Annotated in this window: 12 protein-coding genes and 1 riboswitch; of the genes, 10 read left to right on the top strand and 2 right to left on the bottom strand. The window is 72.2% G+C overall.

Translation table 11 applies throughout. The features are described from left to right. The first annotated feature begins 50 nt into the window (after positions 1–50). From HKK74_RS19715 to pgl, 6 genes are all read left to right on the top strand, one after another. The gene (locus HKK74_RS19715) at positions 51–1,715 is read left to right on the top strand and encodes a phosphoglucose isomerase-related protein (RefSeq protein WP_187244713.1); all 1,665 of its coding nucleotides are present in this window, start codon (positions 51–53) and stop codon (positions 1,713–1,715) included. A gap of 156 nt (positions 1,716–1,871) precedes the next feature. After that, complete coding sequence (locus HKK74_RS19720) at positions 1,872–3,503, top strand: phosphoheptose isomerase (RefSeq protein WP_187244714.1); 1,632 nt, start codon at positions 1,872–1,874, stop codon at positions 3,501–3,503. Beyond that, entirely contained in the window at positions 3,500–5,332 is a 1,833-nt protein-coding gene (locus HKK74_RS19725; RefSeq protein ID WP_187244715.1) for a hypothetical protein, read from the top strand. Before HKK74_RS19720 ends, HKK74_RS19725 begins: the two co-directional genes overlap by 4 nt. Next, positions 5,329–6,885 carry a glucose-6-phosphate dehydrogenase gene (gene zwf / locus HKK74_RS19730; protein ID WP_187244716.1) on the top strand — a complete coding sequence of 519 codons (1,557 nt, stop codon included), beginning with the start codon at positions 5,329–5,331 and terminating at the stop codon, positions 6,883–6,885. Before HKK74_RS19725 ends, zwf begins: the two co-directional genes overlap by 4 nt. A 2-nt stretch (positions 6,886–6,887) precedes the next feature. Then, on the top strand, positions 6,888–7,889 hold the full coding sequence (locus tag HKK74_RS19735) for a glucose-6-phosphate dehydrogenase assembly protein OpcA (RefSeq protein ID WP_187244717.1): 1,002 nt from the start codon (positions 6,888–6,890) through the stop codon (positions 7,887–7,889). Then, entirely contained in the window at positions 7,886–8,665 is a 780-nt protein-coding gene (pgl, locus tag HKK74_RS19740) for a 6-phosphogluconolactonase (RefSeq protein ID WP_187244718.1), read from the top strand. The genes HKK74_RS19735 and pgl overlap by 4 nt, the downstream gene beginning before the upstream one ends. Before the next feature lie 34 nt (positions 8,666–8,699). Here pgl and HKK74_RS19745 read toward each other — a convergent pair whose 3' ends face one another. After that, the gene (locus HKK74_RS19745; RefSeq protein WP_187244719.1) at positions 8,700–9,353 is read right to left on the bottom strand and encodes a carboxymuconolactone decarboxylase family protein; all 654 of its coding nucleotides are present in this window, start codon (positions 9,351–9,353) and stop codon (positions 8,700–8,702) included. Between the two features lie 274 nt (positions 9,354–9,627). Between HKK74_RS19745 and HKK74_RS19750 the strand changes: the two genes are divergently transcribed. Then, positions 9,628–10,770 (top strand): GNAT family N-acetyltransferase, encoded by a 1,143-nt coding sequence (locus HKK74_RS19750; RefSeq protein WP_187244720.1) that lies wholly within the window; start codon positions 9,628–9,630, stop codon positions 10,768–10,770. Positions 10,771–10,798: 28 nt separating this feature from the next. After that, entirely contained in the window at positions 10,799–11,587 is a 789-nt protein-coding gene (locus tag HKK74_RS19755; protein WP_187244721.1) for a class I SAM-dependent methyltransferase, read from the top strand. A 121-nt stretch (positions 11,588–11,708) separates the two neighbouring features. On the opposite strand, the gene glyA is transcribed toward HKK74_RS19755, so the two are convergent. Further along, positions 11,709–12,989: a serine hydroxymethyltransferase gene (gene glyA / locus HKK74_RS19760; protein WP_187244722.1), complete on the bottom strand. Its 1,281-nt coding sequence runs from the start codon at positions 12,987–12,989 to the stop codon at positions 11,709–11,711. 22 nt (positions 12,990–13,011) lie between these two features. After that, positions 13,012–13,098: riboswitch (ZMP/ZTP riboswitch) on the bottom strand. Between the two features lie 98 nt (positions 13,099–13,196). On the opposite strand from glyA, the gene HKK74_RS19765 reads away from it, so the two are divergent. Together HKK74_RS19765 and HKK74_RS19770 are read left to right on the top strand one after the other, a co-directional pair. Then, a complete protein-coding gene (locus HKK74_RS19765; RefSeq protein ID WP_187244723.1) occupies positions 13,197–13,721 on the top strand; it encodes an ArsR/SmtB family transcription factor in 525 nt (174 codons plus the stop codon). Between the two features lie 66 nt (positions 13,722–13,787). Next, positions 13,788–14,630 carry a M23 family metallopeptidase gene (locus tag HKK74_RS19770; RefSeq protein WP_187244724.1) on the top strand — a complete coding sequence of 281 codons (843 nt, stop codon included), beginning with the start codon at positions 13,788–13,790 and terminating at the stop codon, positions 14,628–14,630.

The raw sequence follows: 14,630 nt of genomic DNA on the forward strand, positions 1-14,630 counted from the left end.
CCGGCCGCTAGGCCGCCCGGCGGGCGCCCATCACGCCGCAGGGCGAGCGCGTGACGTCCGTGGTGGCCGCGGGCGGGGTGTCGGTCACCCTCCGCGAGGTCACCGACCACGCCCAGACGGTCCTCGACCGGCTCCTGAGCGACGGCGTCCCCGGGGCGCTGGCGACCAGGAACGCCCAGCTGTGGGGTCCCGAGGCGGCACCTGACGCGGCCCGGCGGCTGGGCTGGCTCGACCTTCCCTCAACGTGCCGCTCGCTGCTCCCCCGGCTCGACGAGGTGGACTCGGCCGGGCTCGACCGCGTCGTGCTGGCGGGAATGGGCGGCGCGTCACTCGCCGCCGAGGCCATCACCCGCACCGCCGGGGTGGAGCTCACCGTCCTGGACACCACCGACCCCCACCAGGTCGCCGCCGCCGCCCGGGACCGGCTGGAGCGGACCGTCGTGGTGGTCTCGAGCCAGAGCGGCACCACCATCGAGACCGACAGCCTCCGCCGCGTCTTCGAGCGGGCCTTCGAGGACTCGGGGATCACCGGCGCGGAGCTGAGGCGCCGCTTCGTGGTGATCACCGACCCGGGCTCGCCACTGGAGGCGCTGGGCCGCCGGGCGGGCCACCACATCGTTCTCGGCGACGCGGACGTGGGGGGCCGCTTCGCCGCCCTCTCGGCGTTCGGGCTGCTGCCGAGCGCGCTCGCGGGGGTGGACGTCGTTTCGCTGCTGGACGAGGCCGAGGCCCTGTCCCCCAGCCTCCGCCAGCCCTACGACAACCCCGGCCTGGCCCTCGGCTCGGCCCTGGGCGCGGCGGCGCTCGGCGGCCGGGACAGACTCGTGCTCGCCGACCACGGTTCCGGCATCCTCGGGCTGGGCGACTGGGCCGAACAGTTGATCGCCGGGTCGACCGGCAAGGACGGCAAGGGCATCGCGCCGGTCGTGGTCGAAGGCGTCGACGCGCCCGGCTTCGAAGCGGCCGACGACGCGCTGCTGCTCGTGCTCGGCGGGCGTCCCCACGCGGCCGGCCTGGCCGGCCCGGCCGAGGAGGCCGGCGTCAGCGTGTGCGGGCCACTCGGCGGGCAGTTCCTGCTGTGGCAGTACGCCACGGCGGTGGCGGGCCGGGTCATCGGCGTCAACCCGTTCGACCAGCCCAATGTCCAAGAGTCCAAGGACAACACGGCGGCGCTCCTGCGCGGCGCCACCGACGGTACCGCCCCTATGATCATCAACGCTGAGCCGGCCCTGGTCGCCGGCTCGGTGGAGATCCACGCCCCCACGGAGCTTCTCAACGGTGCCAGGGACCTCAGATCGGTGTTCGACGCGCTGCTGACGGCGGTGCCCGACCGGGGCTATGTCGCGGTCATGGCCTACCTCGACCGGATCGGCGACGCCGTCGCCACCGAACTGCGCCCGCTGCTGGCGGCGCGCTCGGCACAGGCCCGCAAGACCGCCGTCCCGGTCACCTTCGGCTGGGGGCCTCGGTTCCTGCACTCGACCGGGCAGTATCACAAGGGCGGACCCCAGACCGGCCTGTTCCTGCAGATCACCGGTGCCGTCCACGACGACGTCGCGGTGCCGGGCCGGCCCTACACGCTCAAGGCACTGCAACTCGCCCAGGCCTTCGGCGATCTGCGCGCGTTGCGGTCCCGCGACCGCCCGGCGGTCCGCCTCCACCTGCGCGACCGGGCCGAGGGTTTGGATCAGCTGCTCGACGCGCTGAAGAGCTGAGCCGAGCGTGCCGTCGCGCGATGCGCCAACGTGAGCGTGCGTCCACCGACCCGTGTGATCGCAGCGTAAGGTGGGTCACCCGACATCACGTGAGATCGGCGAGTGGGTCGCGAGTGCCCGTTCTCTCCTGAAACGATTGGGACTGAGGAGGGAACGTTGTCTGGGTTCGATGTACTCACCCGCGGTGAGGTGCTCGATACAGCGCTCAAGGCGCGCGACTACCTGATCACCTGCGGAGTTCCCGCGGCCCTCGCGGCCAAGGATCCCCGGCTCTGGGGCCGCCGGGCGGTCGACCACAGCCGGCTGGGCTGGCTCGACCTTCCGGAGAGTTCACAAGCACTCCTCGCACAGCTCGACGACCTCGTCGCCGAGGTGCGCTACTCCGGTCTCGACCACCTCGTGCTCGTCGGTCTGGGCGCGGAGGGCCTCGCGGCACAGGCGATCATCGACGCCGGGGGCGGCGCGGATCCGCGCGGGGACGTCACCGTTCTCGACGGCGCGGACACGGCCGCCCTCGACACCGTGCTCAAACGGCTCGACCGCACACTGGTGATCCTCTCCAGCAAGGCGGGCGTGTCCATCGAGGGCGACGCCTATCGCCGCGTGCTCGTGCAGGCGTTCCGCGACCATGGCCTGTCCGAGCAGGAGATCGCCGGCCGGTTCGTGGTCATCACCGACCACGGCAGCCCCCTCAGCGAGTTCGCCGGCCAGTGCGGTTACCGCGTCGGGCTGACCGACCCGTACCTGCCCGGTCATTTCGGCGCGCTGTCGGCGTACGGCCTGGTGCCGGCGATCCTGGCCGGCACCGACGTGGCGCCGCTGCTCGACCAGGCCGCCGCCGCGTCGTCCTCACTCGCGCGCGAGGACGACAATCCGGGACTGCTCCTCGGCGCCGTGCTCGGCGGATGCGCCCAGCCACCCCCGGGCGGCGTCGTCCGGGACAAGATGGTCCTGCGTGAGCCCGGCGGTGGCTCGGCCCTGACCGGCTGGATCTCGCAGCTGCTCGCCACCGGCACCGGCAAGCGGGGTCGCGGCATCCTGCCGCTCGATCCGGCCGGTCTGCCCGGTACCGACACCTGCCCCGACCTGCACGGCATCGCCGTCAACCCGCAGAGCCCCGCCGCGACCGACGCCGACACCTCGCTGTGGGCCCCGCTCGGCGCCCAGTTCCTGTTGTGGGAGTACGCCACCGCGGTGGCCGGCTGGCTCATGGGCGTCAACCCGTTCGAGTCCGCCCACGACGTGATCCAGGAGACCGAAGACGACGCCGCGACCATACTGCAGAACGCCGGCCACGGACCGCTGCCGACCGGTCAGCCGTCGTTCGTCGACGGCGGGATCGAGGTCTACACCGAGCCGTCCGGATTCGACTCCTACAGCCTGGCCGGCGGGGTCGAGGCCCTGTTGCGCCGCGTCCCTGCCACCGGCTACCTGTCGATCCTCACCTATCTGTCCGGTGACTTCTCCGGCCGCTACCTCGCACCGTCGCTGGCGCGCCGCATCCGCCGCCCTGTTGCGTACGGGTCCGGGCCGGGCTATCTGCACGGCACCGGGTCGTTCCACAAGGACGGGCCGCGCAACGGCGCGTTCCTTGTGGTGACCGGCGCCGACCTGGCCGACCACGCGGTGCCGGGCCGGCCGTACACTCTCGGGAAGTTGCAACTGGCGCGTGCACTCGCCGACGTGCGGGCACTGCGCCGCCGCGGGATCCCGGTCCTGCGGCTGCATCTGCGCGACCCCATCGAGGGGGCCGGAAGACTGATCGACATCGCGAGGGATGCCCGATGAGGGGTTTCACCGCGGTCAGCGCGGAGGACGTGCGGATCACGGCACGGGGGCCGGTGCGCGAGGCGGCCGAGCGAGTGCTGGGCCGCCTGTGGATCGACGAGGTCCCGGTCCGCCTCGCCTCCGAGGATCCGACGCTGTGGCCGTCCGGAGCGACCTATCCCGAGAGTGAACCCGGCGCGCGGGAACCGGCGTCGCACGTGTGTTGGCCCGCCCAGCCGGGGCCCGCCCGCGCGCTGCTCGCGGAGATCGGCGCGCTGGTGGAACGCGGCCGCGCCGCGGGACTGACCGATGTCGTCCTGGTGGGCTCGGGTCCCCAGGCGAGGGCGGCCGAGCTGCTCGCGCGCAGCGGACTCCGAGACCCCGCCACGGCGGCCCCCCGGGCCCGGCGGACGCCGCTCACCGTTCTCGACGGCCGCGATCCGGCACCCCTGCTGCGCGTGAGCCTCGATGAGGGTCTGCTCCACCGCATGCTCGTGGTGATCACCGGCGAGAGCGCCGGCACCGACGCGCTGCACCGGATCCTCGCCCAGGCGCTGCGGGACAAGGGTCTGTCACGGGCCGAGGTCGCCGAGCGATTCGTCTTCCTGGCCGAGCCGGGCAGCCCGGGTGCCGCACGCGCCGAGAAGGAGGGCCACACCGTCGTCGACGGCGTCGCGGGGCAGGTCTTCGGAGCCCTCTCCCCGGCCTCGCTCGTGCCCGCCGCTCTCGCCGGGGTCGACGTGGCGGAACTGCTCGACGTGGCGACCTCGGTGCTGCCGTCACTGACCCGGCCGGAGAACAACCCCGGGCTCGTCCTCGGCGCGATCCTGGGCGGGTGCGCTCGGGCCGGCCGTGACAAGGTGGTCCTCGGTGACTTCCCCGCGCGGTCGGCCGGGCTCGGCCCGTGGATCGCGTCGCTGCTGAGCGGCGCAACGCACGGCGGGCTGACACCGGTGGTGCAGCAGGGCGGGCTTCCGCTGGCGCCCGCCGACGATCTGTTCCAGATCGCTCTCGACGGGCGGCCGCACCAGGACGAGGCGACCGTGTCGGGGCCGCTCGGCGCCCAGCTCGTGGTGTGGGAGTACGCCGCCGCCGTCGCCGCCTACCTGCTGGCGGCCGACCCTTTCGCGACCCGGATCCGTACGGGGCCCGGCCCACGACAGACCCGCACCGCGACGGACCCACGGGCGAACACCGCGACGGACACACCGGCGGACACACCGGCGGACACGGCCACGGACGCGGAGACGGACCCGGAAGAGGCCGACGCCGAAGAGGCCCGCACCGGAGAGACCGGCCCCGGAGACACCGGCACGGCGCGGGCCGGTGACTGGCCGGCGGGCTCACCGGTCGGGGCTCCCGCGTTCACCGTGGGCCCGGCCACCGATGTCATCGAGGTCCACGCCGACGAGAAGCTCCTCCCCAGTGTGAGAGACCTCAAGGGCGTGCTCGACGGGCTGATCGGCGCCATGCCGCCGGATGGGTACGTCACGGTCATGGCGTATCTCGATCGGGATCGGGCACAAGGGCAGGGCAACGGGGTTCGCCGGTTGGCGGCACTGCTCGCGTCGCGCTGCGGCAGGCCGGTCACGGTCGAGTGGGGACCGTTTTACCCGGTATTCCCTGATAGAGGTATAGAGAAGGGCGTATTTCTGATACTGACCGGGAACGTCATGCATGACGCTGCTGTTCCAGATAAGCGATACCGGCTGAGCGGTCTGCAACTCGCGGACGCGCTCGGAGATGTCCGGGGGCTCAGCGAGCGGGGGCGGCCGGTCGTCCGCCTGCACCTGCACAATCGCTGGACCGGGATCGCACACTTGCTCGAAGCAGCCCGAGGAGGGGCATGAGTTCGCCCGCCCAGAGACCAACACAGCAGACCGGTGAGATGGCCAACCCGTTGCGGGACCCACGAGACAAACGGCTCCCACGTGTCGCCCCCCCGTGCATGCTGATCCTTTTCGGCGTGACCGGTGACCTCGCCCGCAAGAAGCTGCTGCCCGCGATCTATGATCTGGCCAACCGTGGCCTGCTTCCCCCGGGGTTCTCCCTCGTCGGCTTCGCCCGGCGCGAGTGGGAGAACCAGGACTTCCGGGCGGTCGCGTTCGAGGCCGTCAAGGAGCACGCGCGCACGCCGTTCCGTGAGGACGTATGGAAGCACTTGTCCGACGGCATGCACTTCGTGCCGGGTGAGCTGGACGACCCGGAGGCCTTCGACCGGCTCGCGCAGACCGTCAAGGAGCTCGACCGCGACCGCGGAGCCGGCGGCAACTACGCCTTCTACCTGTCCATCCCGCCGAAGCTCTTCCCGGTCGCCACCGAGCAGCTGCAGCGCAGCGGGCTCGCCCAGGGCGACGACGGCTGGCGCCGGGTGGTCATCGAGAAGCCGTTCGGTCATGACCTGGCCAGCGCGATGGAGCTGAACAAACTCCTCCATCAGGTCTTCCCCGAGGAGTCGATCTTCCGGATCGACCATTACCTCGGCAAGGAGACGGTGCAGAACATCCTGGCCCTGCGCTTCGCCAACGCGCTCTTCGAACCGGTCTGGAACCGCTCGTACGTCGACCACGTGCAGATCACCATGGCCGAGGACATCGGCATCGGCGGCCGGGCCGGCTACTACGACGGCATCGGCGCGGCACGCGACGTGATTCAGAACCACCTGCTGCAGCTGATGGCGCTGACCGCGATGGAGGAGCCCACCTCCTTCAACGCGGAGGCGGTGCGGATGGAGAAGGCGAAGGTCCTGTCGGCGGTGCGGGTGCCGGACGACCTCGGCCTGTACACCGCCCGAGGGCAGTACGCCGGGGGCTGGCAGGGCGGGGTGAAGGTCGGCGGCTACCTGGACGAGGAGGGGATTTCGCCTGACTCGACCACCGAGACCTACGCGGCGATCAAGCTCGGCATCGACTCGCGGCGCTGGGCGGGCGTGCCGTTCTACCTGCGCACCGGAAAGCGGCTCAGCCGCCGGGTGACCGAGGTGGCCGTGATGTTCCAGCGCGCGCCGCACCTGCCGTTCTCGGAGACCGACACCGAGGAGCTCGGGCAAAACGCGCTCGTCATCCGGGTCCAGCCGGACGAGGGCGTCACACTCCGGTTCGGCTCCAAGGTGCCCGGCACGTCGATGGAGGTCCGCGACGTCAACATGGACTTCGCCTATGGCGAGTCCTTCACCGAGGCGTCGCCCGAGGCCTACGAGCGCCTGCTGCTGGACGTGCTGATCGGCGATCCGCCGCTGTTCCCACGGCAGGAGGAGGTAGAGCTCTCCTGGATGATCCTGGATCCGATCGAGGCGCACTGGGCCCGGCAGGGTAAGCCGGAGCAGTATCCCGCCGGCGGGTACGGCCCGGAGTCCGCGGACCGGCTCATGGCCCGGGACGGCCGCCAGTGGAGGAGGCTCTGAGCATGCACATCGACCTCACGCACACCACTACGCGCCGCATCCAGGAGTCGCTGCTGCAGGCCCGCCATCTGATGGGTGGCCCCGCGGTCGGCATGGTGCTCACGCTGGTCATTGTCGCGGACGAGTCGGCGCAGTACGACGCCGTGCGCGCCTCGACCGAGGCCGCGCGGGAGCACCCGTGCCGGATCCTCACGGTGATCTCCCGCGACCCGCGCGGAAGCTCGTCGCGGCTCGACGCCGAGATCCGCATGGGCGAGACGGGGCCGGGCGAGACCGTCCTGCTGCGGATGTACGGTCCGCTCGCCGAGCACGCCGACTCGGTGGTGATGCCGCTGCTCGTGCCCGACACGCCGGTGGTGACCTGGTGGCCCGGTAACGCGGCGAACGTGCCGGGCGAAGACCCGCTGGGAGCCCTCGCGCAGCGCCGGGTGACCGACGCCTACGCGGCCCCCGACCGGCTCGCGACGCTGGCCCGGCTGGCCGACGTCTACAAGCCCGGCGACACCGACTTCGCGTGGACCCGGCTGACCCCCTGGCGCACGCTGCTCGCCGCCGCGCTGGACCAGCGCCATGGCGACATCATGTCCGGCGAGGTCGAGGCCGAGCGGGACAGCCCCAGCGCGGAGCTCCTGGCCTCGTGGCTGGCGATGCGCCTCGCGGTGCCGCTGCGACGCACCATCTCCGACGGCCCCGGCATCACGGCCGTGCGGCTGGCCACCTCGGACGGCGAGATCGCCGTGACGCGCCCGGACGGGCGGGTCGCCACGCTGTTGTGGCCGGGGCAGCCGGAACGTCAGGTCGCCCTGCACCGGCGGCCGATCGCGGAGCTTCTGGCCGAGGAGCTGCGGCGGCTCGATCCCGATGAGGTCTATCAGGAGACGGCCGCCTGGTTCGCCAAGAACCTCGCCGCGACGGCGTCGACGGACGGCACCGGGAGCGAGGCCGGGAGCAAGGCCGGGAGCGAGGCCGGGAGCGAGGCCGACGACGTGGCGACCGGCCAGTGAGCCCCCCGACCGTCCTGGTCCATCGCGACCCGACCGTGCTGGCGAAGGCCGTGGCCGCCCGTCTCGTGACCCGGCTGGTGGACGTCCAGTCCGCTCGTGGCACGGGATCGGTGGTCCTCACAGGGGGTGGGGTCGGCACCGCCGTGCTGCGCGAACTGGCCGCCTCCGGCGCACGCGAGGCGATCGACTGGCGAAATCTCGACGTCTGGTGGGGGGACGAGCGCTTCCTTCCGGCCGGGCATCCGGAGCGCAACGAGACGGGGGCCCGTGCCGCCCTGCTCGACCATGTGGACGTCGACCCGGCACGGGTGCACCCGATGCCGGCGAGTGACGGGCCGGCCGGCAACGAACCCGAGGCGGCCGCGGAGCAGTACGCCGCGGAGCTGCGGGCCGCCGCCCGGCCCGAGGACCACGGGCCGGTGCCGTCGTTCGACGTGCTCATGCTCGGGGTCGGCCCGGACGGGCATGTGGCGTCGCTCTTCCCGGGGATGCCCGCGCTGCACGACGAGCGCCCGGTCGTGGCGGTACGCGGCGCGCCGAAGCCGCCGCCCGTCCGGATCACCCTGACGTTGCCGTCGATTCAGGCCGCCAAGGAGGTCTGGATGATCGCGGCCGGCGAGGAGAAGGCCAGGGCCGTCCGCCTCGCCCTCTCGGACGCCGGCCCGGTGCAGGTGCCGGCGGCGGGCGCTCGCGGGCGGCGGCGGACCCTCGTCCTGCTCGACCGGGCGGCCGCGAGCCAGCTGCCGCCGGGCATCGAGCGCATCGCCTCGCCGTGACCACCCCGGCCGCTGAGGCCGCCCAGGTTCCGGATCAACCGGCGGACGGGCGGCCCGGCGGCCACTCGGGGGCCGGCTCGCCCTCGGGCACGACGACCCGGAACAGCCGCATCTGCAGCGCGAGGGCCGCGTAGTAGCCGACGAGGGTGACGAGTTCCACCATGCCCGCCCGGCCCAGCACGGCCGCCGCCTCGACGTACAGCGGATCGCCGAGGTCCCCGTCGGCGATCAGCTGCCGGGTGGCCTCGTGCACGACGCGCTCGCGGGCGTCCGCGAAGACCGGGTCATCCCCGCATCGCAGCGCGGTGAGCTCCCCCTCGCTCAGCCCGGCGGCACGGCCGAGCCGCTCGTGGGCGTACCACTCGAAGTCCGAGCGCTCGTGGGCGGCCACCACCAGCGTCGCGATCTCACGCTCGCGGCTCGTGAAGCCCGTGCGGAAGCGCAGGGCGGCACCGAGCTCCTGCAGGGGCAGGCCGACGGCGGGGCTGTAGAGCATGGCGTTGAAGGGCCCGCGCAGCCGGCCGTCCGCGTCGATGTTGCTCGGCGCGGCGGACCGGTCGGCCCGGGGGCCGCCGGTGATGGCGCCGTACACCTCCCCCTGCGCCTCGTCGAGCAGATGCGGATCAAGCGGCGGCAGCCGGCCGGAGGGCCGGTCGTGCGCGCTCTCGGCGCCCTGAGGGTCGATCATCTACCGCACGTTATGCCAAGAACGCGCCAAGCACATCGCGCACGGGACCGGTCGCCTTGGCCGACCCGGCCCGTACCAGGTCACCCGGTCAACGCCGGTGCGGCAGACCACGGGGACCGATCCCCCGAAACCGATCCCACGATGAGGAGGCAGGACGTGACAGGACCAGAAACGGCCTGCTCATCCCCCTGTAGTCAGTCTGTAACAAATGTCGGCGAATGTCGGTAATGATGATTTTCTTAGCGATCTCAGCCACGACGCCGGGGAGGAACCCATGCCGCTGATGCGGATCCGCACCGAGATCGACGATCGGCCCGGCCGGCTCGCGGTCCTCACCGCCGCACTCGCCGCCGAGCGGGCGAACATCCTCGACCTGTCCGTACAGGTCGGCACCGACGGCGTGGTGGACGAATTCGTCGTCGACGTGCCGCCGGACACCGACCGGGGCGCCCTCACCGCCGTGCTCGAGGCGGCGGGTGGCAGCCGTACGGCGGTGGTCCCCGCCGATCCCCGCGAGCTCGTGGACGAGCCGACCCGCGTGCTCACCCTCGTCGCCCGGCTGCGCGCCGACCCTCGGGCACTGCCTGAGGTCCTCGCCGACCTGCTCCGCGCGGACGAGGCCCGCAGTGTGGTCCACAGCGTGGACGGGCCGCTCGCGGCCGATGACGAGCCGGCCGACACGCTCACGGTGCCGATCGACCGTCGGCGGGCCGTTCGGCTGCGGCGGGCGGGGCTGCCCTTCACCGCGACCGAGGCGGCGCGTGCCGACGCGCTCGTACGGGCGGCGCTCCCCGGCGTGGTGTCCGGTCCGACCCGGCGGCGGGTGTCACTCAGAGACGGCACCGAGATCGTCGTACGGCCTCTCGAAGAGCGTGACGGGGCGGCCGTCCGCGCCATGCACGAGCGCTGCTCGGCCGAGAGCCGCCGGCTGCGCTACTTCAGCGCCGAGCCGGCCATCGCACAGCGCCTGCTCGACACCTTCTCCCGGCGTTCGCACGGCCTGACCCTGGTGGCCGAAGGACCGGACGGTTCCGTCCTGGCCCTCGCCCACCTGATGCACGTGCTCGATCCCGGCGTCGCCGAGACGGCGTTCCTGATCGAAGATCAGTGGCAGGGGCGAGGGCTCGGCCGGGCGCTCACCGAGCTGCTGGTGACGATGGCGCGGGAGCAGGGGCTGGTGGAGCTGCGCGCGGCCGTGCTCGACGAGAACGCCCGCATGCGCGAGCTCCTCGTGTCCTTCGGCGGCCGGGTCCGCGCGTCCGGCCGGCCCGGCGTAGTGGAGATCAGGCTTCGGCTCGACCACCGGGCCGGTCGACCCGGCGGAGCCGGCGCGGAACCGGCGGCGGGCGACCGCCGCGGCCGGTCGTTGGCGCGGTCGGTGGCGCGGTCGGGGCGCGGAACCGCCCGAGGCCGTTGACCCATGCCGGTGCTGGGACGATGTCCTGGTGACCGGCATCTATGACAACCCGTGGGCGTACGAGCTGGCCTGCTCCTTTCGTGACGTCGCCGCTGAGGTCGACGCCGTGCTCGGCTGGTGCGCGGAGCACCGGCCGCCGGTGCGCACCGTACTCGAGCTGGCGGCGGGGCCCGCGGAACACGCCCGCGAGTTCGCCCGGCGGGGAGTGGCCGCCACCGCGCTCGACCTCAATCCGGCGATGTGCGAGTACGCCGCGGAGCAGGCCGGGCTCACCGGGGTACGGCTCGCCGTCGTGCGGGCGGACATGGCAGCCTTCGAGCTCGGCCGCCGGTTCGACCTCATCGTCACGATGCTCGACTCCACCGCGCACCTGTCGACGCTGGACGATCTCGTCGCCCACCTGGACCGCACCGCGGCGCACCTCGAGCCGGACGGGCTCTACGTCCTGGAAATGAGCCACCCCGCCGACCGGCTGACCGACGAACCGAGGGTCAGCACCGGCTGGCAGGTCGAACGCGCGGGCGCGCACGCCACCGTCCGCTGGGGCGAGCCGGGCGACCGGCTCGATCCCCTCACACAGATGGTCGACGACCACGTCACCGTGACCGTCACGACGGGCGGCGAGACCCTGGTGATCCGGGACGTCGTCCCCTACCGGTTCTGGACGGCGACCGAGCTCACCGCGGCCATCCGGCTGTCCGGGATGCTGGAGGTGGTTGAGCAGCACGGCGACTTCACCGCCGGTGTGCCACTCGACTCCCCCGAGGCCTGGCGCATGATCACCATCATGCGCCGGTCCGCCCGGCCGGGGCGCTGAGCCCGCCCGGCCGAGAGCTGAGCCCGCCCGGCCGGGGCGCTGAGCCCGCCCGTCCGGGAGCTGAGCCCGCTCGTCCGGGAGCTGAGCCGACCGGCCCGGCCGGCTCAGCTCCCGGTGCCGCTCACGGTGTCTGAGCCCACCCCGGCATGGGGTAGGCCGCGAGCAGCTCCCGCACCTGCGCGGCGATGCCGTCGAGGGCGGCGTCGTCCTCCTTGGCGGCGGCCTGGACCGCCTGGTCGATCCAGTCGGCGATCCGCGGCATCAGCTCCGGGGTGAGGCCGCGGGTGGTGATCGCGGCGGTGCCGAGACGAACCCCCGACGGGTCGAACGGCTTGCGCGGATCGAACGGCACGGTGTTGTAGTTGAGCTCGATCCCAGCCCGGTCGAGTGCCCGCGCCGCCGGCTTCCCGGCGACCCCCTTGCCGGTCAGATCGACCAGGATCAGGTGGTTGTCCGTGCCTCCCGACACCAGGTCGAAACCGCGCTCCAGCAGCGCCTCGGCGAGCGCCTTGGCGTTCGCCACGATCTGGTGGGCGTACGCGGAGAACTCCGATGTGGAGGCCTCCCTGAGGGCCACGGCGATCGCCGCCGTGGTGTGGTCGTGCGGGCCGCCCTGCAGGCCGGGGAAGACGGCCTTGTCGATCGCCGTCGCGTGCTCGGCCGTCGACATCAGCATCGCCCCGCGCGGTCCGCGCAAGGTCTTGTGGGTGGTGGTCGAGATGACGTCGGCGTACCCGACGGGCGAGGGGTGGGCTCCACCGGCGATCAGCCCCGCGATGTGCGCGACATCGGCGACCAGTACCGCGCCGGACTCGCGGGCGATCTCGGCGAAGGCGGGGAAGTCGATGGTCCGCGGGATCGCCGTGCCGCCACAGAAGATCAGTTTGGGTCGCTCCTTCAGCGCGAGCTCGCGTACCTCGTCAAGATCGGCCCGGCCGGCGTCGGGGCCGTCCGCGCGGACCGAGTAGCGGACGGCGTTGAACCACTTGCCGCTGGCCGAGACCGACCAGCCGTGCGTGAGGTGACCACCCATCGGCAGCGCCATCCCCATGATCGTGTCACCGGGCTGGGCGAACGCCAGATAAACCGCGAGGTTGGCGGGCGCGCCGGAGTACGGCTGCACGTTGGCGTGCTCGACGCCGAACAGTGCCTTGGCACGGTCGACGGCGAGCAACTCGACCGGGTCGACGTTCTGCTGGCCCTCGTAGTAGCGCCGCCCCGGATAGCCCTCTGAGTATTTGTTGGTCAGCACCGTGCCGGTGGCCTCGAGGACGGCGGGCGAGACGTAGTTCTCGGACGCGATGAGCCGGACCTTCTCGAACTGTCGCCGGGCCTCCGCCTCGACCAGTCCGGCGATGTCGGGGTCGGCGAGGGCGAGATGAGGGATGGCGGGCTGGTGCATGACAACCTCCGCGATGGTCGATGCCCTTCACCCAGGCGCGCGGTGTACGGGCGGCCTTCGCTCCCCGGTGGTGGTCTCCACCTTGTCTGCGCCAGTCGCGACCCGCCCAGCGTACCGGTCGCCGGTCCGCGCCGAGGGGCACCCGGCGGCGCGGGCCGCAGCGGATCTCAGTTTGACGGAATTACGTAGTTGCGTAATCCTTAGGTCGTGACCGAGGGCACTGAGCGAAGTTCCGGCCTCGCCGACCGGCTGGCGCGCCTGGAGGCGCGGGTCGACGAGCTCGAGGCCGTGGCCAAGACACCGGCGAACCGCACCGGCGAACTCGATCCCGAGGTCTTCTGGGCCCTCAGAGGTCTCAGGGAACGGGTCACGGACCCGGGGGCGGTGCTGTTCACCGGCACCGCCACCCTCCCCACCGGGGAGGAGTACGAATGGCAGCAGGGTCAAGGGGTCAATGAGCTCTTGGCCGACGACTGGTCCGAGGCCGGGGCGGCACTCACCGCCCTGGCTCATCCGGTGAGGTTGCTGCTGCTCCGCGAGATCCTGCACGGCTCGCGCACCACGGCCGAGCTCAGCGAGCACGAGCGGCTCGGCACGACCGGACAGCTCTACCACCACCTGCGCCAGCTGGTGTCCGCCGGCTGGCTGCGCACGACGGCCCGCGGCCAGTACGCAGTGCCCGGCGAACGCGTGGTCCCCCTCCTCACCGTGCTGGCGGCCACCCGCCGGTGAGATCCCTCGGATCGTCAACGAACTTCTTCAACGAACTTCTTCAACGAACACTGTCGGGAGCAGAAGATGCGCCGCAAATTCCCCATCTACCTCGCCCGGATCCGGATGCCGCTCACGGTCGCGGGCATCCTTCTGTGCGTGATCCCCGGGTGGTACCAGCTCGGCTGGCTCGTACTGGCCGGAATCGTGATGATCGTGATCGGCGTGGGCACGTCCTTCCTTCCCCTCGGATATGTGCGCCGCGATCCCATCCAGGTGAGCCCGCCGGTCCAGGGTGACTGGATTCCGGTGAACAGCCCCGCCGACAAGGTCCCCAGCCACGGCACCCACGGCTACGGTCAGGCCTACGCCGTCGACCTCGTGCACACGCCCACGGACGGCACTCCCTGGAAGGGCGTGCACCGCTGGCCACCGGCTCGCCGGCCGGAGGAGTTCCCGAGCTTCGGCCGGCCCGTGCTGGCACCCGCCGACGGCGTGGTCGTACGGGTGCACCAGCGCGAGCGCGACCACTGGAGCCGCAATTCCTGGCCGGGCCTGGTGTACGTCCTAGTCGAGGGAATGCTGCGCGAGCTGACCGGGCCGAGCCGCATTCTCGGCAACCACGTCATCCTCGACCTCGGCGACGGCGTGTACGCGGCCATGGCCCATCTGCGACGGAAATCCGTACGCGTGCGCAAGGGCCAGCGGGTCACGGCCGGTGAGCAACTCGCCGAGTGCGGCAACTCGGGCAACTCCTCCGAGCCGCACCTGCACTTCCAGCTGATGGACCACCCGAGCGTGCTGGTGGCCGCCGGGCTGCCCTTCGCATTCGATCGTTACGAGATCGGCGGCGCGACGGTGGAGGGCGACGTGCCCGGCGGGCAGCAAACGTTCACGATGACTCCGCCGGTGCCGGCCGAGACCGGCTGA

The sequence above is a fragment of the Actinomadura alba genome (assembly GCF_014323705.1).
In the GTDB taxonomy this organism is placed as follows: Bacteria; Actinomycetota; Actinomycetes; order Streptosporangiales; family Streptosporangiaceae; genus Actinomadura_C; species Actinomadura_C alba.